Source organism: Ectopseudomonas oleovorans, from assembly GCF_003052605.1.
Lineage (GTDB): Bacteria > Pseudomonadota > Gammaproteobacteria > Pseudomonadales > Pseudomonadaceae > Aquipseudomonas > Aquipseudomonas oleovorans_A.
In genome coordinates, this window is sequence record NZ_QASO01000024.1 from 11,975 (window position 1) to 32,182 (window position 20,208).

Consider the following 20,208-nt stretch of genomic DNA (forward strand, 5'->3'; position numbering starts at 1 on the left):
GCGATGCCCGTGATCCAATCGGAAATCGATGTCCATGGCGAAGCCTTCGCGCAGAACCGTGAAGCCATGCTGGCAGCCATCGCGACCTTCCGTGACGTGGAGCAGAAGGTGCTCGACAAGGCCCAGGAAGCCAAGGCCAAGTTCGAGAAGCGCGGCCAATTGCTGCCGCGCGAACGCATCAACCTGCTGCTCGATGCCGGCGCGCCCTTTCTAGAGCTGTCCTCGCTGGCCGGCTACAAGCTGCACGACGACAAGGACGGCAGCCAGGCCGGCGGTGGCCTGATCGCCGGCATCGGCTACATCGCCGGTGTGCGCTGCCTGGTGATCGCCAACAACAGCGCGATCAAGGGCGGCACCATCTCCCCCACTGGCCTGAAGAAATCGCTGCGCCTGCAGCAGATCGCCTTCGAGAACAAGCTGCCGGTGGTGACCCTGGCCGAGAGCGGCGGCGCCAACCTCAACTACGCCGCCGACATCTTCGTCGAGGGCGCGCGCGGCTTCGCCAACCAGGCGCGCATGTCCGCCATGGGCCTGCCGCAGGTCACCGTGGTGCATGGCTCCAGCACTGCTGGCGGAGCTTACCAGCCGGGCCTGTCGGACTACGTGGTGGTGGTGCGCGGCAAGGCCAAGATGTTCCTCGCCGGCCCGCCCCTGCTCAAGGCCGCCACCGGCGAGATCGCCACCGACGAGCAACTCGGCGGCGCCGAGATGCACGCCCAGGTCGCCGGCACCGCCGAGTACCTGGCCGAGAACGACGCCGACGGCGTACGCCTGGCGCGCGAGATCCTTGGCATGCTGCCGTGGAACCAACAACTGCCCGCTCGTGAGAAACGTACCTGGCGCGAACCGCTGTACCCGGCCGAGGAACTGCTCGGCCTGGTGCCGGCCGACGCCAAGAAGCCCTACGACGTACGCGAGATCATCGCGCGCATTGCCGATGGCTCGGAGTTCCTCGACTTCAAGAACGAGTTCGACAGCCAGACCGTCTGCGGCCACCTGCAGATCGAAGGCCAGGCCTGCGGCTTCATCGGCAACAACGGCCCGATCACGCCGCAGGGCGCGGCCAAGGCGGCGCAGTTCATCCAGCTGTGCGAGCAGAGCAACACGCCGATCCTGTTCTTCCACAACACCACTGGTTTCATGGTCGGCACGGAGTCCGAGCAGAACGGCGTGATCAAGCATGGCTCGAAGATGATCCAGGCCGTGGCCAACGCCACCGTGCCCAAGCTCACCATCGTCGTCGGCGGCTCTTACGGCGCCGGCAACTACGCCATGTGCGGTCGTGGCCTCGACCCTCGCTTCATCTTCGCCTGGCCCAACAGCCGCACCGCCGTGATGGGCGGCGCCCAGGCCGGCAAGGTGCTGCGCATCGTCACCGAGGACAAGCACGCCAAGGAGGGCAAGGAGCCTGACCCGAAGATGCTCGATATGCTGGAAACCGTGACCGCGCAGAAGCTCGACAGCCAGTCCACCGCGCTGTACGGCACCGCCAGCCTGTGGGACGACGGCCTGATCGACCCACGCGATACCCGCAAACTGCTGGGCTTCTTGCTGGACATCTGCGCCGAAGCCAACCTGCGACCGTTGAAGAAAAGCAGCTTCGGCGTCGCGAGATTTTAAACGTAGGGCGGGTGAAACCCGCCAAGCATGTGGCGGGTTTCACCCGCCCTACAGACCCATTCGATACGGAGCACAACAACAATGATCTTCACTCAAGAGCACGAAGAACTCCGCCGTACCGTCCGCAACTTCGTCGACAAGGAAATCAATCCGCATGTCGATGAATGGGAAAAGGAAGGCCGCTTCCCGATCCACGACATCTTCAAGAAGGCTGGCGAGCTGGGTCTGCTGGGCATCTCCAAACCGGAGAAATTCGGCGGCATGGGCCTGGACTACAGCTACTCGATAGTCGCCGCCGAGGAGTTCGGCACCATCCACTGCGGCGGCATCCCCATGTCAATCGGCGTGCAGACCGACATGTGCACCCCTGCCCTGGCGCGCTTCGGCTCCGACGAGCTGCGCGAAGAGTTCCTGCGTCCGGCCATCACCGGCGAGATGGTCGGCTGCATCGGCGTCTCCGAAGTGGGTGCCGGCTCCGACGTGGCGGGCCTGAAGACCACCGCGCGCAAGGACGGCGACGACTACGTGATCAACGGCAGCAAGATGTGGATCACCAACTCGCCATCGGCCGACTTCATCTGCCTGCTGGCCAACACCAGCGACGACAAACCGCACGTCAACAAGTCACTGATCGTGGTGCCGATGAAGACGCCCGGCATCACCGTCAGCCCGCACCTGGACAAACTCGGCATGCGCAGCTCGGAAACCGCCCAGGTGTTCTTCGACAACGTGCGCGTACCGCAGCGCTATCGTATCGGCCACGAAGGCGCCGGTTTCATGATGCAGATGCTGCAGTTCCAGGAAGAGCGCCTGTTCGGCGCGGCCAATATGATCAAGGGCCTGGAACACTGCGTCGACATCACCATCGACTACTGCAAGCAGCGCCACACCTTCGGCCAACCGCTGATCGACAACCAGGTCATCCACTTCCGCATGGCCGAGCTGCAGACCGAGATCGAAGCCCTGCGCGCGCTGGTCTACCAGGCCACCGAGCAGTACGTGAAAGGTCGCGACGTGACCAAGCTGGCGTCGATGGCCAAGCTCAAGGCCGGCCGCCTGGGCCGCGAAGTGTCCGACAGCTGCCTGCAGTACTGGGGCGGCATGGGCTTCATGTGGGACAACCCGGTGTCGCGCGCCTACCGCGACGTGCGCCTGGTGAGCATCGGCGGCGGCGCCGACGAAATCATGCTGGGCATCATCTGCAAGCTGATGGGCATTCTGCCGGGGAAAAAGAAAGGCTGACCTGCCACTCATACCGTTGCGGCGGGTTTCACCCGCCCTACACCGAGGCTATGCGATGAATGATCTGCCCCACTGCGAAACCCTGCTGCTGAACTCCGTCGATGGCGTGCTGCACGTCACCCTCAACCGCCCGGACAGCCGCAACGCCATGAGCCTGGCCATGGTCGGCGAACTGCGCGCGACCCTGGAGGCCGTGCGCCAAGACGCCGGCGTGCGCGCCCTCGTCCTGCGCGGTGCAGATGGCCACTTCTGCGCCGGCGGCGACATCAAGGACATGGTCGGAGCCAGAGCTCGCGGCGGCGACGCCTACCGCGAGCTGAACCGCGCCTTCGGTGCGCTGCTGGAAGAAGCCCAGGCCGCGCCGCAAGTGCTGGTGGCCGTGCTGGAAGGTGCCGTGCTGGGCGGCGGCTTCGGCCTGGCCTGCGTGTCTGACGTGGCCATCGCTGCCAGCGGCGCCAAGTTCGGCCTGCCGGAAACCACGCTGGGCATCCTCCCGGCGCAGATCGCCCCCTTCGTCGTGCACCGCATCGGCCTGACCCAGGCACGCCGCCTGGCCCTGACCGCCGCCCGCTTCGACGGTGCCGAAGCCTTGCGTCTGGGCCTGGTGCACTACTGCGAGCACGATGACGCCGCCCTGCAGCAGCGTCTGGACGAGACCCTGGAACAGATTCGCCAATGCGCGCCACAGGCCAACGCCCAGACCAAGGCTCTGCTGCTGGCCAGCGAACGCGAAGCACTCGGCCCGCTGCTCGACCGCGCCGCCGAACAGTTCGCCGCCGCCGTGACTGGCGCCGAGGGTGTCGAGGGCACCATGGCCTTCGTGCAGAAGCGCAAGCCGAAGTGGGCGCAGTAACCACACCAGCAACGGTAGGAGCGAGCTTGCTCGCGATCAGCTCGAACCAGGATCGCCAGCAAGCTGGCTCCTACAACAAAATCGACAGACCGTAGCCCAATGCAATCCGGAAACGCTCGCCAAAATGATTCCCCGGATTGCATCCGGCTATGCACAGCAGGAGCACAAAGATGCCCGCATTCAACAAGATCCTGATCGCCAACCGCGGCGAGATCGCCTGCCGGGTAATGCGCACCGCCATCGAACTCGGCTACCGCACCGTGGCGGTGTACTCCGAGGCTGATAGCGATGCCCGCCATGTACAGATCGCCGACGAAGCCGTATGCATCGGCCCGGCGCAGGTCAACCAGTCCTACCTGGTGATCGACAACATCATCGCGGCAGCGCAGAAAACCGGCGCCGATGCGATCCACCCCGGCTACGGCTTCCTCTCCGAGAACGCCGACTTCGCCCGCACCTGTGAGGCCGCCGGCATCGTCTTCATCGGCCCGACCGTGGAAGCCATCCACCTGATGGGCAGCAAGCGCCTGTCCAAGGTCGCCATGTGTGACGCCGGCGTGCCCTGCATTCCCGGCTACGAAGGCGCGGCCCAGGACGACGAGACTCTGGTGCGTGAAGCCCAGCGCATCGGCTATCCGCTGATGATCAAGGCCAGCGCCGGTGGCGGCGGTCGCGGCATGCGTCTGGTACATGAATCCGCCGAACTGCTGGGGCAGATCCGTACCGCTCGCTCGGAGGCGCAGAACGCCTTCGGCTCCGGCGAGTTTATCCTCGAACGCGCGGTGATCCGCCCACGCCATGTGGAGATTCAGGTCTTCGGCGACCAGCATGGCAATATCGTCTACCTTGGCGAGCGCGACTGCTCGGTGCAGCGCCGTCACCAGAAGGTGGTCGAGGAAGCGCCCTGCCCGGTGATGACGCCGGAGCTGCGCAAGGCCATGGGTGAAGCGGCGGTCAAGGCTGCAGCCTCGGTGAACTACGTCGGCGCCGGCACCGTGGAATTCCTCCTCGATACCTCTGGCGAATTCTTCTTTCTGGAAATGAATACTCGCCTGCAGGTCGAACACCCGGTCACCGAGCTGATCACCGGGCAGGATCTGGTGGCCTGGCAGATTCGCGTCGCCGAAGGCCAGCCCCTGCCGCTGCAGCAGGACGACATCCGCCTCACCGGCCACGCCATGGAAGTACGCCTGTACGCCGAGGACTCGGCCGCCGGCTTCCTGCCGCAAACCGGCCAGGTGCTGCGCTGGGAGCCCGAGCTGCTGGCCGGCGTACGCATCGACCACGGCCTGGTCGAGGGCCAGGTTGTCACCCCCTTCTACGACCCGATGCTGGCCAAGGTCATCACCTACGGCGAAACCCGCGACGAAGCCCGGCGCAAGCTGGTGCGCGCGGTCGAGCAGTGCGTGCTGCTGGGCGTCAACGGTAACCAGCGCTTCCTCGCCAATCTGCTCAAGCATCCGGAGTTCGCGGCCGGCAACGCCACCACGGCGTTCATCGCCGAGCATTTCGCGGATGACCCCAGCCTGCACCCACACACCGCCAGCCTGGCCGAACTGGCCATGGCCGCCGCCCTGCTCTACCAGATCTCGGCCGACGCCCGTGCACACCAGCCCGGCCTGTCCGGCTGGCGCAGCGCCGGCAGCGCGCCCTGGCGTTTCGTCCTCAAGCAGGGCGAACACAAGCACGCCGTGGAGCTGGACGTACTGGCAAGCGGCGCCCAAGCGCACCTTTGCGTGCGCCGGGGTGAAGAACAGCTGTCCCTGCGCCTGCTGGCCAGCGACGGTCGCTGGCTGACCCTGGAACTCGACGGCGTGCGCCGCCGCCAGGCCTACCACATCGAAGGCGAACGCCTGTGGCTGTATGGTGAGCATGGCAACCTGGAATTAATGGATGTCACCCACGAGCCGGCCGGCGGGCAGAACGCCGCCAGCAGCGGCGCGGTGAAGGCACCGATGGATGGAGCCATCGTAGACGTGCTGATCGCCGAGGGCGCCAGCGTGAGCAAGGGACAACTACTGGTGGTGCTGGAAGCGATGAAGATGGAGCACCCGCTCAAGGCTGGCGTCGACGGCATCGTTCGCCGCGTCGGCGTAAGCCAGGGCGATCAGGTGAAGAATCGCCAGTTGCTGGTGGAAATCGAAGCCGCCGAGGTTTGACCACATCACCGTGGGAGGGGCTTTAGCCGCGAGCGTTGTTCATCGCGGCTAAAGCGGATCGCCGCCCGGCCCTTCCCACAGCCCCATGACAACAAGAAGGAGCACGCCCATGTCACTTTCCGCCAAGACCCTGTTCATCACCGGCGCCAGTCGTGGCATCGGCCGCGAAATCGCCCTCAAGGCCGCCGCCGATGGCGCCAACATCGTCATCGCGGCCAAGAGCGCCGAGCCGCACCCGAAACTCGAAGGCACCATCTTCAGCGTCGCCGCCGAGGTAGAAGCCGCCGGCGGCAAGGCGCTGGCCCTGCAGCTGGACGTGCGCGACGAGCAGGCCGTAGCCGCCGCCATGGCCCAGGCCGCCGAGCATTTCGGCGGCATCGATGCCCTGGTCAACAACGCCGGCGCGATCAAGCTGGTAGGCGTGGAAAAACTCGAACCCAAGCGCTTCGACCTGATGTACCAGATCAACACCCGCGCGGTGATGGTCTGCAGCCAAGCGGCCTTGCCGTACCTGAAACAGAGCGCCAGCGGCCACATCCTCAACCTCTCCCCACCGCTCAACCTCGACGCCAAGTGGTTCGCCCAGCACGGCCCCTACACCGTCACCAAGTACGGCATGAGCATGCTCACCCTGGGCATGAGTGAGGAATTCAAGAAGTACGGCATCAGCGTCAACTCGCTGTGGCCGAAGACCATGATCGCCACCGCCGCCATCGAGTTCGAGCTAGGCAGCCGCGACGCCTTCAAGCGCGCGCGCACCCCGGCGATCATGGCCGATGCGGCGCATGCGATCCTGAGTAGCGAAGGCCGCAGCATCAGCGGGCGCCTGCTGATCGACGAGGACATCCTGCGCGAACAGGGCGTCAGCGATTTCGAGCAGTACCGTTTCGATCCCGCTGGCGGCAGCCTGGTACCCGACCTGTTCGTTGATTGAAGCCTGGGATGCGTTGGCTTCGTAGCCCGGGCTTCGTAGCCCAATGAAATCCGGATCAAGAGAAGCTGCGGGCAAGCGTACGAAGCTCTTCCTCAGCCCGCACCAAGATAAGCCGTGATCGCCCCGACAGCCGTCTGGAGATGCTGCTGATGGCTGAAGCCGGATGCCTTCAATGGCTTTAAGTCATGATCGGCAGCCTGCAGCCAGTGCAACTCGATGGCCGCTGACAGCTCGTAACCCGCGACGGTTTCCTTATTGCCCAATGTATCGCGCTCCCCCTGGATGATCAGCGTCGGCGTACGCAGCTCGGCGAGATGGGCCACTCGCGGTTTTTCCGGCTTGCCGGCGGCATAGAAGGGATAGCCCAGACAAATCAGCGCTGAGGCGCCGAACTCGTCAGCCAGCAGACTGGCCATACGCCCGCCCATGGATTTCCCGCCGACGGACAGCGGCCCTGAGACTCGTTGGCGCACCTGCGCATGCACTTCGCGCCATTGCTGCAGTAGTTGCGCCTGCGGATTGGGCGGGCGCTTGCGCCCATCCACCCGTCGCTGCGCCATATAGGCGAACTCGAAGCGCACCACACGCACGCCGCGTGCCGCCAAACCCTGAGCCATGGTCTGCATGAACGGACTGTCCATCGGCGCGCCGGCCCCGTGCGCGAGGATCAGCGTGCTCGATGCCGCCTGCGGCGGTTCGTCCCACAGCCAGGGTAGTCCCTGCTCACATTGACCGGCGTCAATAAACCCAGATGGCCCTTTGCTCATACTTGCCTCGCGTCGATATCCGTGGTGTCCGTGGCTTGCTCATGCCTGCGTCCACCACAGTTATCGGCCGCTCTGCCATAACCGTGGATGGAAGCCCAGACATGAACACAACAACCCGCTGCGCCTATAACTACAGGGTGGTTCGCCAGTTCGCCATTATGACGGTGGTTTGGGGCATCGTCGGCATGGGACTCGGCGTATTCATCGCTGCCCAGCTGGCCTGGCCCGAACTTAACTTCAACCTGCCGTGGATCAGCTTCGGCCGTCTGCGCCCGCTGCATACCAATGCGGTGATCTTCGCTTTCGGTGGCTGTGCCCTGTTCGCTACCAGTTACTACGCGGTGCAACGCACCAGTCAGACCACGCTGTTCGCTCCGAAGCTGGCGGCCTTCACCTTCTGGGGTTGGCAACTGGTGATCGTTCTCGCAGCCATCAGCCTGCCGCTGGGCTGGACCAGCTCCAAGGAATACGCCGAGCTTGAGTGGCCAATCGATATCCTCCTGGGCATCGTCTGGATTACCTATGCCGTGGTGTTCTTCGGCACAGTCGCCAAGCGCAAGACCAAGCACATCTATGTGGGCAACTGGTTCTTCGGTGCGTTCATCCTCACCGTGGCCATCCTGCATGTGGTCAATAACCTGGAAATTCCGGTCACCCTGACCAAGTCCTACTCGCTGTATGCCGGCGCCACCGATGCGATGATCCAATGGTGGTACGGCCACAACGCCGTGGGCTTCTTCCTCACCGCCGGGTTCCTGGGCATGATGTATTACTTCGTGCCCAAGCAGGCCGGTCGCCCGGTCTACTCCTACCGCCTGTCCATCGTCCACTTCTGGGCGCTGATCGCGGTGTACATCTGGGCCGGCCCGCACCACCTGCACTACACCGCGCTGCCGGACTGGGCACAGAGCCTGGGCATGGTGATGTCGCTGATCCTCCTGGCGCCCAGCTGGGGCGGCATGATCAACGGCATGATGACCCTCTCCGGTGCCTGGCACAAACTGCGCACCGACCCGATCCTGCGCTTCCTGGTGGTGTCGCTGGCGTTCTACGGCATGTCGACCTTCGAAGGCCCGATGATGGCGATCAAGACCGTCAACGCCCTGTCCCACTATACCGACTGGACCATCGGCCACGTACATGCCGGCGCCCTCGGCTGGGTCGCCATGGTGTCGATCGGCTCGCTGTATCACCTGATTCCCAAGGTGTTCGGCCGCGAGCAGATGCACAGCCTGGGCCTGATCAACAGTCACTTCTGGCTGGCCACCATTGGCACCGTGCTGTACATCGCCTCGATGTGGGTCAACGGCATCACTCAGGGCCTGATGTGGCGCGCAGTCAACGAAGACGGCACCCTCACCTACTCCTTCGTCGAGTCGCTGGAAGCCAGCCATGTCGGATTCGTGGTACGGGTGATCGGTGGTGCGATCTTCTTCGCCGGCATGCTGCTGATGGCCTGGAACGTCTGGCTGACCGTACGTAGCGCGAAATCCACCGAGATGGAAGCCGCTGCGCAGTTCTCGGTAGAAGGAGCCCACTGATGAAACACGAAATTCTCGAGAAGAACATCGGGCTGATGGCCCTGATGATGATCCTGGCGGTCAGCATCGGCGGCCTGACGCAGATCGTCCCGCTGTTCTTCCAGGACGTCACCAACGAGCCGGTGGAAGGCATGAAGCCCTACACCGCCCTGCAACTGGAAGGCCGCGACATTTACATCCGCGAGGGCTGCGTCGGCTGCCATTCGCAGATGATCCGCCCGTTCCGCGCCGAGACCGAGCGCTACGGTCACTACTCCGTCGCTGGCGAAAGCGTCTGGGATCACCCCTTCCTGTGGGGCTCCAAGCGTACCGGCCCGGACCTGGCCCGCGTCGGCGGTCGCTACTCGGACGAGTGGCATCGCGCCCACCTGTACAACCCGCGCAACGTCGTGCCGGAGTCGATCATGCCCGCCTACCCCTGGCTGGTCGAACAGAGCCTCGATGGCAAGGACACAGCCAAGAAGATGAGCGCCTTGCGCACATTGGGCGTGCCCTACAGCGAAGAAGACATCGCCGGCGCCAGCGATGCGGTCAAGGGCAAGAGCGAGATGGATGCTCTGGTCGCCTACCTGCAGGTGCTTGGCACCGCCGTGAAGAACAAGAGGTGAGCGCCATGTTCGAGCTTATCGATATCGGCACCCTGCGCGGCGTAGGCACCGCGCTGGTTCTGATCGCCTTCACCGCCGTTACCCTCTGGGCTTATAGCGGCAAGCGCCGCGACGCCTTCGCCGAGGCCGCCAACCTGCCCTTCGCCGATGAGTCCAAGCCCGCCGTTTCGAGGACCCAAGCATGACCACCTTCTGGAGTTGGTACATCACCCTGCTGACCGTTGGTTCGCTGGTTGCGCTGTTCTGGCTGATTTTCGCCACCCGCAAGGGCGAAGTTCACAAGAACCCCACCGAGCAGACCATGGGCCACTCTTTCGATGGCATCGAGGAGTACGACAACCCGCTGCCCAAGTGGTGGTTCATGTTGTTCGTCGGCACCCTGGTGTTTTCCGTGGCTTACCTGCTGCTGTATCCGGGCCTGGGTAACTTCAAGGGCCTGCTGCCGGGCTACGAGGATGGCTGGACCCAGGTCAACCAGTGGCAGCGCGAAATGGATCGCGCCGATGAGCTGTACGGCCCGATTTTCGCCAAATATGCCGCCATGCCCATCGAGGAAGTGGCCAAGGACGAGCGCGCGCTGAAAATGGGCGGTCGCCTGTTCGCTTCCAACTGCTCGGTGTGCCATGGCTCGGATGCCAAGGGCAGCTACGGCTTCCCCAACCTGACGGACAACAGCTGGCGCTGGGGCGGTGAGCCGGAAACCATCAAAGCCTCCATCATGCACGGCCGTATGGGCGTAATGCCGGCACAAGGCCCGATGATCGGCGAAGATGGCGTGCGTAACGTCGCGGCCTACGTGCTCACCGAACTGGCTGGTCGTGAGCTGCCCGAGGGCACGGAAGCGGACATCGCCGCTGGCAAGCAGATCTTCTCCACCCTCTGCGCCGCCTGCCATACCCCTGCCGGCACCGGCATGCCGATGATGGGCGCACCGGATCTGACCCAACCCAGCGCCTTCATCTACGGCAGCAGCTTCGCCCAACTGCAACAGACCATTCGCTATGGTCGCAGCGGCAACATGCCGGCTCAGGGTGATTTTCTCGGTAACGACAAGGCTCACCTGCTGGCTGCTTACGTGCTCAAGTTGAGCCAGGGCGAAGACAAGTAATCCACGGCTTTACCGGCGACCGCAGCAAGGTCGCCGGCTCCCTCCTTATATAAGTGTGCGACCCAGTGTCGCACCTGCCGACCAATAGCCCTGCAACCCCCTTGATCTGGGCTATGCTGCTTTTCAGTCGCCACCTGCCACAACTCCAAGGCGATCCATTCTTAGCGCTGCGCAAAATGATTGCGCCAAAAGCACACAGAGCCGCTCCCCGGGTCGACTCGAACGCCCCGTGAAACGCTCTGAAACCCGGTTCGCGTCGGTATGTTGCGTTGCAATGGCTACCTGCTTTCTCCATACTTGCCGCCGATTTTTGCCCCATAAAACTCCATTAACCGTGGAACCCCTAGCATGAGCACAGCAATCAGTCAGACTGCTTATAACTATAAGGTGGTCCGCCAGTTCGCCATTATGACGGTGATCTGGGGGGTCATTGGGATGGGTCTAGGCGTGTTCATCGCCGCACAACTCGTGTGGCCGGAACTCAACCTAAACCTGCCGTGGACCAGCTTCGGCCGTCTGCGCCCGCTTCACACCAACGCGGTGATCTTCGCCTTTGGCGGATGCGCACTGTTCGCCACCTCGTATTACGTGGTCCAGCGCACCTGTCAGACGCGCCTGATCTCCGACGGTCTGGCTGCCTTCACCTTCTGGGGTTGGCAAGCTGTCATCGTGCTCGCCGTGATCACCCTGCCGATGGGCTACACCAGCACCAAGGAATACGCCGAGCTGGAATGGCCGATCGACATCCTTCTGGGCCTGGTCTGGATCACCTACCTGGTGGTGTTCTTCGGCACTATCGTCAAGCGCAAGACCAAGCACATTTATGTGGGCAACTGGTTCTTCGGCGCCTTCATCCTCGTGACCGCCATGCTGCATATCGTCAACAGCGCCGCCATGCCGGTGAGCCTGTTCAAGTCGTACTCGGTCTACGCCGGGGCGACCGACGCGATGATCCAGTGGTGGTACGGCCACAACGCCGTAGGCTTCTTCCTGACCACCGGCTTCCTGGGCATGATGTACTACTTCGTACCCAAGCAGGCCGAGCGTCCGATCTACTCCTATCGCCTGTCCATCGTGCACTTCTGGGCGCTGATCACCCTGTACATCTGGGCCGGCCCGCACCACCTGCACTACACCGCCCTGCCGGACTGGGCCCAGAGCCTGGGCATGGCCATGTCGGTCATCCTCCTGGCACCAAGCTGGGGCGGCATGATCAACGGCATGATGAGCCTGTCGGGCGCCTGGCATAAGCTGCGCACCGACCCGATCCTGCGCTTCCTGGTGGTATCGCTGGCGTTCTACGGCATGTCGACCTTCGAAGGCCCGATGATGGCCATCAAGACCGTCAACGCCCTGTCCCACTACACCGACTGGACCATCGGCCACGTGCACGCAGGGGCGCTGGGCTGGGTGGCGATGATCTCCATCGGTTCGCTGTATCACCTGATTCCCAAGGTGTTCGGTCGTGAGCAGATGCACAGCATCGGCCTGATCAACGCGCACTTCTGGCTGGCGACCATCGGCACCGTGCTGTACATCGCCTCGATGTGGGTCAACGGCATCACCCAGGGCCTGATGTGGCGCGCAGTCAACGAAGACGGCACCCTCACCTACTCCTTCGTCGAATCGCTGGAAGCCAGCCATGCAGGTTATGTCGTACGCATGATCGGTGGTGCCTTCTTCGTCACCGGCATGCTGCTGATGACTTACAACACCTGGCGCACCGTGCGCGCCGCCAAGCCGGCTGAATACGAAGCAGCCGCGCAGATCCCCGCAGTTCAAGGGAGCGCCCACTGATGAAACACGAAATCATCGAGAAGAACATCGGCCTGATGGCGCTGCTGATGGTGATCGCCGTCAGCATCGGCGGCCTGACGCAGATCGTCCCGCTGTTCTTCCAGGACGTCACCAATGAGCCGGTGGAAGGCCTCAAGCCCTACACCGCGCTGCAACTGGAAGGCCGCGACATCTATATCAAGGAAGGTTGTGTCGGCTGCCACTCGCAGATGATCCGCCCGTTCCGCGCCGAAACCGAGCGTTACGGTCACTACTCCGTCGCCGGCGAAAGCGTCTGGGATCACCCCTTCCTGTGGGGCTCCAAGCGTACCGGCCCGGATCTGGCTCGCGTCGGCGGTCGCTACTCGGACGAGTGGCATCGCGCCCACCTGTACAACCCGCGCAACGTCGTGCCGGAGTCGAAGATGCCTGCCTACCCATGGCTGGTGGAAAACAGGCTCGACGGTCGCGACACCGCGAAGAAGATGGAAGTCATGCGTGGCTTCGGCATCCCCTACACCGACGAAGATATCGCCGGCGCCCGCGATGCCGTGAAAGGCAAGACCGAAATGGACGCGCTGATCGCGTACCTGCAGGTTCTCGGCACTTCCATCAAGAACAAACGGTAAGACGCTATGGACATCGGGATGATTCGCGGCATCGGCACGGCGGTGGTGTTCATCGCCTTCATCGGCGTGGTGCTCTGGGCTTACAGCAGCAAGCGCAAATCGAACTTCGACGAAGCTGCCAACCTGCCCTTCGCCGACGATCCCAAGCCCGAGTCCACGCGCGATCAGGACTCTTCCAGGAGCAATAACCAATGACCACGTTCTGGAGTTGGTACGTAACCATTCTGTCTCTGGGCACCATCTTCGCCCTGACCTGGCTGATCTTCGGCACCCGCAAGGGCCAGCGCCAGGAAACCACCGAAGAAACCGTCGGCCACAGCTTCGACGGCATCGAGGAGTATGACAATCCGCTGCCGAAGTGGTGGTTCATGCTGTTCGTCGCCACCATCGTGTTCGCCCTCGGCTACCTCGCCCTGTATCCGGGCCTGGGTAACTTCAAAGGCTTGTTGCCGGGCTACGACTACGTCGACAGCAAGAAGCAAACGCCTTTCACTGCTGGCGTGCAGATCGCTGACGGCTCCATGCGCTACTCTGGCTGGACCGGCGTGCACCAGTGGGAGAAGGAAATGGCGCGTGCCGATGAGCAATACGGCCCCCTATTCGCCAAGTTCGCTGCCATGCCGATCGAGGAAGTGGCCAAGGACGAGCAGGCCCTGAAAATGGGTAGCCGCCTGTTCGCCTCCAACTGCTCGGTTTGCCACGGTTCCGATGCCAAGGGCAGCTACGGCTTCCCCAACCTGACCGACAACGAATGGCGCTGGGGTGGCGAGCCGGAAGACATCAAGACCTCGATCCTCAAGGGCCGTCAGGGCGCGATGCCGGCTCAAGGCCCGGCCATCGGCGAAGACGGTGTACGCAACGTCGCCGCCTACGTGCTCACCGAACTGGCCGGTCGTGAACTGCCGGAAGGCGTAGAAGCGGATATCGAAGCGGGCCAGAAGGTTTTCGCCGGCACCTGCTTCGCCTGCCACGGTGCAGACGGCAAGGGCATGGCCGCCATGGGTGCGCCGAACCTGACTAACCCGGCTGCGTTCATCTACGGCAGCAGCTACGCGCAGCTGCAGCAGACCATTCGTTACGGTCGTCACGGCAACATGCCAGCCCAAGAAGAGTTCCTCGGCAACGACAAGGTGCACTTGCTGGCAGCCTACGTGTACAGCCTGTCGCACAAGGCCGAAGAGCAGTAAGCGCAAAGCGGCTCTTTTGACAAGGGTCAATGAACGCCCGGGTCGCGACCGCTGGTCGCACCCGGGCGTTGTCTTTCAGGCGTACCATATAGTCATCGTGAAATGACCCTGACCGGCACGCATCGGCCCGGGCTGCCAACCAACCGCCGTGGTATGCATCGATGAGCGAACAGATTCCCGTACAGGACGTCACCCCTCCCACTGCCAAGAACGCCGGCGTCGATCTCTACGCCAGCCGCGAGAAGATCTATACCCGCGCATTCACGGGCCTGTTTCGCAATCTGCGACTTGCCGGCGGCGCCCTGCTGTTCCTGCTGTACTTCGGCACCGTCTGGCTGAACTGGGAAGGCCGCCAGGCCGTCTGGTGGAACCTGCCGGAACGCAAGTTCCATATCTTCGGCGCCACCTACTGGCCGCAGGACTTCATGCTGCTGTCCTGGCTGCTGATCATCTGCGCCTTCGGTCTGTTCTTCATCACCGTATTCGCCGGCCGCGTCTGGTGCGGCTACACCTGCCCGCAAAGCGTGTTCACCTGGGTGTTCATGTGGGCCGAGAAAGTTACCGAAGGTGACCGCAACCAGCGGATGAAGCTGGACAAACAACCCATGAGCGGCAAGAAATTTACACGCAAGCTGGCCAAGCACGGCATCTGGGTGGGCGTGTCACTGCTCACGGCGATCACCTTCGTCGGCTACTTCACGCCGATTCGCGACCTGGTGATCGAGATCTTCACCGGCCAGGCCAGCGGCTGGGCCTATTTCTGGATCGGTTTCTTCACCCTCGCCACCTACGGCAACGCCGGCTACCTGCGCGAGCAGGTATGCATCTACATGTGCCCCTATGCGCGCTTCCAGAGCGTGATGTTCGACCAAGACACCCTGATCGTCTCCTACGACCCGCGCCGCGGCGAGAAGCGCGGTCCGCGCAAGAAGGACGCCGACTACAAGGCACAGGGCCTGGGTGATTGCATCGACTGCAAGATGTGCGTACAGGTCTGCCCCACCGGTATCGATATCCGCGACGGCCTGCAGATCGAATGCATCGGCTGCGCCGCCTGCATCGACGCCTGCGACGACATCATGGACAAGATGAACTACCCCAAGGGGCTGATCAGCTACACCACTGAACACAACCTGTCCGGGCGCAAGACCCGCCTGCTGCGCCCGCGCCTGATCGGGTACGCTGTCGCACTGGTCGCGATGATCGGCCTGTTCGCCTGGGCTGTGGCCACTCGTCCGCTGGTGGAACTGGACGTGCTCAAGGATCGCGTACTTTTCCGCGAGAACGAGCGCGGCTACATCGAGAACGTCTACACCCTGAAGATCATGAACAAGGCGCAGCGCGACATGACCTACGTGATCACCGTCGACGGTCTCGACGGCCTGGTCTACGAAGGCAAGCGCGAAGTACGGGCGCTGGCCGGTGAGGTGTACTCCTTCCCGGTCGAGCTGTCCATCGCACCGGAAAAACTGCCTTCCAGCGCCAATAACATCGTCTTCCACGTACAATCGGCAGACGACCCCAGTATCAAGAACGACGCCGACAGCCGATTTATCGGCCCCAGCGTCCGCTGACGACGGAAAACGCATGAGCGAACACAACACATCGCCAGTCAAACCCTGGTACAAGCAGTTCTGGCCCTGGTTCATCCTATTCCTGTTGGGCTACTCGGTGGTGCAGGGGCTGACCCTGCTCACCATCGCCACCAAGAACCCGCCGGGCCTCATCTCGGATGATTACTACGACGTCGGCAAAGGCATCAACCAGTCGCTGGAACGTGAGAAACTGGCAGAACGCCTGCAGCTGCATGGCGAACTGGTGCTGGACAACACCACCGGCACCGCACTGCTGAGCCTGCAGGGCAACAGCCGGCCACAGCAGATTGTGCTCAACCTGATCTCGCCGACCCAGCCGGAACGTGACCGCCGGGTGATCCTGCAACCCACTGCTGACGGTCACTACCGTGGTCAGATGGTCGATCAGGTCAGCGGTCGCCGCTTCGTCGAATTGCTCGGCCAGGAAGGCAGCCAGAACTGGCGCCTGTTCGAGGAGGAAACCATCGCCGATGGCCAGACCATCATGATCGGTGACAATCCCTCCTACTGACCCTGCCGATGCCCGCCCCTACTCCCTGCTACCACTGTGGCCTGCCGGTGCCTGCCGGCAGTCAGTTCCGTGCCGACGTGCTCGGCCAGGCCCGGCAAATGTGCTGCCCCGGCTGCCAGGCGGTGGCCGAAGCCATCGTCGCCGGCGGGCTTGAGCACTATTACAGCCATCGCAGCGAAAGTGCCGCCAACCCGCAGGCACTGCCCGCCGCCCTGCCTGACGAACTGGCGCTCTACGACCGCAGTGACGTGCAGCAGTCTTTCGTCCAGCACGAAGGCGAACTGAGCGAAACCCAATTGCTGATCGAAGGCATCAGTTGCGCCGCCTGCGGCTGGCTGATCGAAAAGCATCTGCGCGGCGTAGCGGGCGTGGCCGAAGCGCACCTGAACCTGTCCAACCACCGCCTGCAGGTGCGCTGGCAGGATAGCCGGATACCCTTGAGCCAACTGCTCGCCGAATTGCGCCGCATTGGCTACGCCGCCCATCCGTGGCGCGCCGACGAGGCGGCCGAACGCATGGCTGCGGAGAATCGCCGGCGCATGCGCGAGTTGGGTGTGGCCGGGTTGCTGTGGATGCAGGTGATGATGGCGACCATGGCCACCTGGCCGGAGTTCAACATCGACCTGTCGCCGGAACTGGACAAGATCCTGCGCTGGACCAGCCTGTTCCTCACCACACCTATCGTCTTCTACTGTTGCGGGCAGTTCTTCCGCGGTGCCCTGCGCGACCTGCGCACGCGCCACCTGACCATGGACGTATCGGTCTCGCTGGCCATTGGCGGCGCCTATGTCGCCGGCATCTGGTCGACCATCACCGGCCAGGGCGAGCTGTATTTCGACGCGGTGGGCATGTTCGCCCTGTTCCTCCTCGCCGGCCGCTATCTGGAGCGGCGTGCGCGTGAACGCACCGCCGCGGCCACCGCGCAACTGGTCAAGCTGCTGCCGGCGTCCTGCCTGCGTCTGGACGCCGACGGTCAGAGCCAGCGCATTCTGCTGCGCGAACTGCAGGTCGGCGAACAGGTGCTGGTGCAGCCCGGTTCGTTGATTCCCGCTGACGGGCGCATCCTTGCCGGCCAGTCCAGCGTCGATGAGTCACTGCTGACGGGCGAATACCTGCCTCAGGCACGCGGCATCGGCGACGGCGTCACTGCCGGCACACTGAATGTCGAAGGCCCGCTGACCGTCGAGGTGCAGGCGCTGGGCGATGCCACGCGCCTGTCGGCCATCGTCCGCCTGCTGGAACGCGCGCAGAGCGAGAAACCGCGCCTGGCAGAGATCGCCGACCGCGTCTCGCAATGGTTCCTGCTGTTCATTCTCGTGGCGGCTGCCGTGGTCGGCTACGCCTGGTGGGAGATCGACTCCAGCCGCGCCTTCTGGGTCGTGCTCGCCCTGCTCGTGGCCACCTGCCCTTGCGCGCTGGCCCTGGCCACCCCAACAGCGCTGACCACCGCCACCGGCAGCCTGCACAAGCTGGGCATGCTGCTGACCCGCGGCCACGTGCTCGAAGGCCTCAACCAGGTCGACACCCTGGTACTGGACAAGACCGGCACACTGACCGAAGGTCGCCTGACGCTCAAGGCTATCCACCCGCTGCGCGATCTCGACGAGGGCGATTGCCTGGCGCTGGCGGCTGCACTGGAAAACCGTTCGGAGCACCCTATCGCCCGCGCCTTCAGCCAGGCGCCGCGCGCAGCGCAATCCGTCGACAGCCATCCGGGCCAGGGCTTGCAGGGCAGCGTCGACGGACGCCTGCTACGCATCGGCGAAGCCAATTTCGTCTGCGCCCTGAGCGGCCAGACCGCACCACCGATTGCCAGCGAACACGGCCAGTGGTTGCTGCTGGGCGACGAACAGGGGGCACTGGCCTGGTTCGTCCTCGACGACCGCCTGCGTGAAGACGCGCCGGATCTGATCGCCGCAGCACGTGCCCGCGGCTGGAACATTCACCTGCTGTCTGGCGACAGCTCGCCGATGGTGGCCGAAGTCGCCCGTCAACTGGGCATCGAAGATGCCCGTGGCGGCCTGACTCCGGATGCCAAACTGGCGGTACTCAAACAGCTGCACAGCGAAGGCCGCCGCGTGCTGATGCTTGGCGATGGCGTCAATGATGTACCAGTGCTGGCCGCTGCCGACATCAGCGTGGCCATGGGTTCGGCCTCGGACCTGGCCAAGACCAGCGCCGATGCGGTGCTGCTGTCGAACCGCCTGGGCAGCCTGGTCGATGGCCTGACACTGGCCAAACGCACGCGCCGTATCATCATCGAAAACCTGGCCTGGGCGACGCTGTACAATGGCCTGGTACTGCCCTTCGCCGCCCTGGGCTGGATCACGCCGATCTGGGCGGCCGTGGGCATGTCGCTCAGCTCGCTGTTGGTGGTGCTCAACGCCCTGCGCCTGAGCCACACCCCAAACATGTAGGAGCGAGCTCTGCTCGCGAACCGCTTCTTCGCTCGCGATGCTCGCTCCTCCCCAGACGCCTCCATGGAGACCGCATGTCCGCCCTCTACATCCTGATCCCCGTCGCCATCGGCCTGGTCGGTTTCGCCATCTGGCTGTTCTTCTGGGCGGTGGACAGCGGTCAGTACGACGATCTCGACGGCCCGGCGCACAGCATTCTGTTCGACGACGAAGATCCACTGCACAAGGCTGGTGTCGAGCAGGCCGAAGACCACAACAAGCCTGGCAAACCTGATGCTTGAGCTGGCACCGCTGCTGGTGTCGGCGCTGATTCTCGGCCTGCTTGGTGGCGGCCATTGCCTCGGCATGTGCGGCGGCCTGATGGGCGCGCTGACTCTGGCGATTCCCCCCGAGCAACGCGGCAGGCGTCTACAGCTGCTGCTGGCTTACAACCTCGGGCGCATTCTCAGCTACAGCCTTGCAGGCTTGCTCCTGGGACTGGCCGGCTGGGCCATTGCCGGCAGCAAGGCCGAAGTGGCGATGCGCACAATGGCTGCCTTGCTGCTGATTGCCATGGGTCTTTATCTGGCCGACTGGTGGAGCGGGCTGACACGCATCGAAGCACTGGGCCGCGGCCTGTGGCGGCATATCCAACCGCTGACCCGGCGCTTCATGCCGGTCAGCAATCTGCCGCGCGCCCTGGTCCTGGGTGGTTTATGGGGCTGGCTGCCGTGCGGGCTGGTCTACAGCACCCTGCTGTGGGCCTCCAGCCAGGGCAATGCAGTCAACAGCGCCCTGCTGATGCTGGCGTTCGGCCTGGGCACCTGGCCGGTGCTGCTGGCCACCGGGCTGGCAGCAGAGCGCATCACAACCCTGCTACGCAAGCGCGGCGTGCGCATGGCTGGCGGCCTGCTGGTCATCCTGTTCGGCATCTGGACCCTGCCCGGCCCACACCAGCACTGGCTGATGGGGCACTGAGGCGTAGCCGGATGTAATCCGTGAGCAAGGTACCCAGCATCCCCGGATTGCATCCGTATATGGACTCCTCCCGTTTTGCCAGTGAAATAATCTGCCTCTGAACCTAGGTACGACTGCTTCCGTATATTCGACTTCTGATAAGGCGTTAGCCTTGAGCCATGATGAATTTCGCTCCTGTGCGCCTAACCGGGCTAGCGGCCTTGCAAAGCAGAGGGCCGATGGATGCAGCAGGTTACACACAGGTCGGTGCGACCGGTTCGTCATCAGTTCATGTCACTGTGCAATCGAGTGGATCTCTACTACG

Annotated in this window: 19 protein-coding genes; 18 read left to right on the forward strand and 1 reads right to left on the reverse strand. The window is 63.6% G+C overall.

The window, feature by feature from the left end; all coding sequences use genetic code 11:
- The first annotated feature begins 3 nt into the window (after positions 1–3).
- The 5 genes from atuC (at position 4) to DBO86_RS03830 (ending at position 6,808) form a co-directional block, all read left to right on the forward strand.
- Positions 4–1,620 carry a geranyl-CoA carboxylase subunit beta gene (atuC, locus tag DBO86_RS03810; RefSeq protein ID WP_108233013.1) on the forward strand — a complete coding sequence of 539 codons (1,617 nt, stop codon included), beginning with the start codon at positions 4–6 and terminating at the stop codon, positions 1,618–1,620.
- An 81-nt stretch (positions 1,621–1,701) separates the two neighbouring features.
- Positions 1,702–2,862 (forward strand): citronellyl-CoA dehydrogenase, encoded by a 1,161-nt coding sequence (atuD, locus tag DBO86_RS03815; RefSeq protein WP_108233014.1) that lies wholly within the window; start codon positions 1,702–1,704, stop codon positions 2,860–2,862.
- A 55-nt stretch (positions 2,863–2,917) separates the two neighbouring features.
- Positions 2,918–3,715 carry an isohexenylglutaconyl-CoA hydratase gene (atuE, locus tag DBO86_RS03820; RefSeq protein ID WP_108233015.1) on the forward strand — a complete coding sequence of 266 codons (798 nt, stop codon included), beginning with the start codon at positions 2,918–2,920 and terminating at the stop codon, positions 3,713–3,715.
- Between the two features lie 170 nt (positions 3,716–3,885).
- On the forward strand, positions 3,886–5,874 hold the full coding sequence (locus tag DBO86_RS03825; protein ID WP_108233016.1) for an acetyl/propionyl/methylcrotonyl-CoA carboxylase subunit alpha: 1,989 nt from the start codon (positions 3,886–3,888) through the stop codon (positions 5,872–5,874).
- Positions 5,875–5,983: 109 nt separating this feature from the next.
- Positions 5,984–6,808, forward strand: a complete 825-nt coding sequence (locus DBO86_RS03830) for an SDR family oxidoreductase (protein ID WP_108233017.1) — start codon at positions 5,984–5,986, stop codon at positions 6,806–6,808.
- Between the two features lie 92 nt (positions 6,809–6,900).
- Here DBO86_RS03830 and DBO86_RS03835 read toward each other — a convergent pair whose 3' ends face one another.
- A complete protein-coding gene (locus tag DBO86_RS03835) occupies positions 6,901–7,575 on the reverse strand; it encodes an alpha/beta family hydrolase (protein ID WP_088339311.1) in 675 nt (224 codons plus the stop codon).
- A 101-nt stretch (positions 7,576–7,676) separates the two neighbouring features.
- On the opposite strand from DBO86_RS03835, the gene ccoN (DBO86_RS03840) reads away from it, so the two are divergent.
- The 13 genes from ccoN (DBO86_RS03840) to DBO86_RS03900 all read left to right on the forward strand — a co-directional run bounded on the left by ccoN (DBO86_RS03840) (position 7,677) and on the right by DBO86_RS03900 (position 19,904).
- Positions 7,677–9,116 carry a cytochrome-c oxidase, cbb3-type subunit I gene (gene ccoN, locus DBO86_RS03840; protein ID WP_108233018.1) on the forward strand — a complete coding sequence of 480 codons (1,440 nt, stop codon included), beginning with the start codon at positions 7,677–7,679 and terminating at the stop codon, positions 9,114–9,116.
- Positions 9,116–9,724 (forward strand): cytochrome-c oxidase, cbb3-type subunit II, encoded by a 609-nt coding sequence (gene ccoO / locus DBO86_RS03845; RefSeq protein ID WP_075747222.1) that lies wholly within the window; start codon positions 9,116–9,118, stop codon positions 9,722–9,724. Before ccoN (DBO86_RS03840) ends, ccoO (DBO86_RS03845) begins: the two co-directional genes overlap by 1 nt.
- A 5-nt stretch (positions 9,725–9,729) precedes the next feature.
- On the forward strand, positions 9,730–9,909 hold the full coding sequence (locus DBO86_RS03850) for a CcoQ/FixQ family Cbb3-type cytochrome c oxidase assembly chaperone (protein WP_075747220.1): 180 nt from the start codon (positions 9,730–9,732) through the stop codon (positions 9,907–9,909).
- Positions 9,906–10,832, forward strand: a complete 927-nt coding sequence (ccoP, locus tag DBO86_RS03855) for a cytochrome-c oxidase, cbb3-type subunit III (RefSeq protein ID WP_108233019.1) — start codon at positions 9,906–9,908, stop codon at positions 10,830–10,832. Before DBO86_RS03850 ends, ccoP (DBO86_RS03855) begins: the two co-directional genes overlap by 4 nt.
- Positions 10,833–11,180: 348 nt before the next feature.
- Positions 11,181–12,629, forward strand: a complete 1,449-nt coding sequence (gene ccoN / locus DBO86_RS03860) for a cytochrome-c oxidase, cbb3-type subunit I (RefSeq protein ID WP_092375027.1) — start codon at positions 11,181–11,183, stop codon at positions 12,627–12,629.
- A complete protein-coding gene (gene ccoO / locus DBO86_RS03865) occupies positions 12,629–13,237 on the forward strand; it encodes a cytochrome-c oxidase, cbb3-type subunit II (RefSeq protein ID WP_092375024.1) in 609 nt (202 codons plus the stop codon). Before ccoN (DBO86_RS03860) ends, ccoO (DBO86_RS03865) begins: the two co-directional genes overlap by 1 nt.
- 6 nt (positions 13,238–13,243) lie before the next feature.
- Complete coding sequence (locus DBO86_RS03870; RefSeq protein WP_092375021.1) at positions 13,244–13,432, forward strand: cbb3-type cytochrome oxidase subunit 3; 189 nt, start codon at positions 13,244–13,246, stop codon at positions 13,430–13,432.
- Positions 13,429–14,424, forward strand: coding sequence for a cytochrome-c oxidase, cbb3-type subunit III (gene ccoP, locus DBO86_RS03875; protein ID WP_108233020.1), 996 nt, complete (start codon positions 13,429–13,431; stop codon positions 14,422–14,424). The genes DBO86_RS03870 and ccoP (DBO86_RS03875) overlap by 4 nt, the downstream gene beginning before the upstream one ends.
- A 161-nt stretch (positions 14,425–14,585) precedes the next feature.
- Positions 14,586–15,998, forward strand: coding sequence for a cytochrome c oxidase accessory protein CcoG (ccoG, locus tag DBO86_RS03880; protein WP_108233021.1), 1,413 nt, complete (start codon positions 14,586–14,588; stop codon positions 15,996–15,998).
- Between the two features lie 13 nt (positions 15,999–16,011).
- Complete coding sequence (locus tag DBO86_RS03885; RefSeq protein ID WP_092375012.1) at positions 16,012–16,530, forward strand: FixH family protein; 519 nt, start codon at positions 16,012–16,014, stop codon at positions 16,528–16,530.
- 8 nt (positions 16,531–16,538) lie between these two features.
- On the forward strand, positions 16,539–18,947 hold the full coding sequence (locus DBO86_RS03890) for a heavy metal translocating P-type ATPase (RefSeq protein ID WP_108233022.1): 2,409 nt from the start codon (positions 16,539–16,541) through the stop codon (positions 18,945–18,947).
- 74 nt (positions 18,948–19,021) lie between these two features.
- Entirely contained in the window at positions 19,022–19,228 is a 207-nt protein-coding gene (gene ccoS, locus DBO86_RS03895) for a cbb3-type cytochrome oxidase assembly protein CcoS (RefSeq protein ID WP_017677210.1), read from the forward strand.
- Positions 19,221–19,904 (forward strand): sulfite exporter TauE/SafE family protein, encoded by a 684-nt coding sequence (locus DBO86_RS03900; RefSeq protein ID WP_075747204.1) that lies wholly within the window; start codon positions 19,221–19,223, stop codon positions 19,902–19,904. The genes ccoS and DBO86_RS03900 overlap by 8 nt, the downstream gene beginning before the upstream one ends.
- Positions 19,905–20,208 lie beyond the last annotated feature (304 nt).

Excerpts from the sequence above, each read along its gene's own strand:
- DBO86_RS03835 (WP_088339311.1), bottom strand. The coding sequence starts at position 7,575 with ATGAGCAAAGGGCCATCTGGGTTTATTGACGCCGGTCAATGTGAGCAG.
- ccoN (WP_092375027.1), top strand. The coding sequence starts at position 11,181 with ATGAGCACAGCAATCAGTCAGACTGCTTATAACTATAAGGTGGTCCGC.
- ccoN (WP_108233018.1), top strand. The coding sequence starts at position 7,677 with ATGAACACAACAACCCGCTGCGCCTATAACTACAGGGTGGTTCGCCAG.
- DBO86_RS03890 (WP_108233022.1), top strand. The coding sequence starts at position 16,539 with ATGCCCGCCCCTACTCCCTGCTACCACTGTGGCCTGCCGGTGCCTGCC.
- DBO86_RS03900 (WP_075747204.1), top strand. The coding sequence starts at position 19,221 with ATGCTTGAGCTGGCACCGCTGCTGGTGTCGGCGCTGATTCTCGGCCTG.
- atuE (WP_108233015.1), top strand. The coding sequence starts at position 2,918 with ATGAATGATCTGCCCCACTGCGAAACCCTGCTGCTGAACTCCGTCGAT.
- DBO86_RS03830 (WP_108233017.1), top strand. The coding sequence starts at position 5,984 with ATGTCACTTTCCGCCAAGACCCTGTTCATCACCGGCGCCAGTCGTGGC.
- atuC (WP_108233013.1), top strand. The coding sequence starts at position 4 with ATGCCCGTGATCCAATCGGAAATCGATGTCCATGGCGAAGCCTTCGCG.
- DBO86_RS03870 (WP_092375021.1), top strand. The coding sequence starts at position 13,244 with ATGGACATCGGGATGATTCGCGGCATCGGCACGGCGGTGGTGTTCATC.
- ccoO (WP_075747222.1), top strand. The coding sequence starts at position 9,116 with ATGAAACACGAAATTCTCGAGAAGAACATCGGGCTGATGGCCCTGATG.
- DBO86_RS03825 (WP_108233016.1), top strand. The coding sequence starts at position 3,886 with ATGCCCGCATTCAACAAGATCCTGATCGCCAACCGCGGCGAGATCGCC.
- atuD (WP_108233014.1), top strand. The coding sequence starts at position 1,702 with ATGATCTTCACTCAAGAGCACGAAGAACTCCGCCGTACCGTCCGCAAC.
- ccoO (WP_092375024.1), top strand. The coding sequence starts at position 12,629 with ATGAAACACGAAATCATCGAGAAGAACATCGGCCTGATGGCGCTGCTG.
- ccoP (WP_108233020.1), top strand. The coding sequence starts at position 13,429 with ATGACCACGTTCTGGAGTTGGTACGTAACCATTCTGTCTCTGGGCACC.
- DBO86_RS03885 (WP_092375012.1), top strand. The coding sequence starts at position 16,012 with ATGAGCGAACACAACACATCGCCAGTCAAACCCTGGTACAAGCAGTTC.
- DBO86_RS03850 (WP_075747220.1), top strand. The coding sequence starts at position 9,730 with ATGTTCGAGCTTATCGATATCGGCACCCTGCGCGGCGTAGGCACCGCG.
- ccoS (WP_017677210.1), top strand. The coding sequence starts at position 19,022 with ATGTCCGCCCTCTACATCCTGATCCCCGTCGCCATCGGCCTGGTCGGT.
- ccoP (WP_108233019.1), top strand. The coding sequence starts at position 9,906 with ATGACCACCTTCTGGAGTTGGTACATCACCCTGCTGACCGTTGGTTCG.
- ccoG (WP_108233021.1), top strand. The coding sequence starts at position 14,586 with ATGAGCGAACAGATTCCCGTACAGGACGTCACCCCTCCCACTGCCAAG.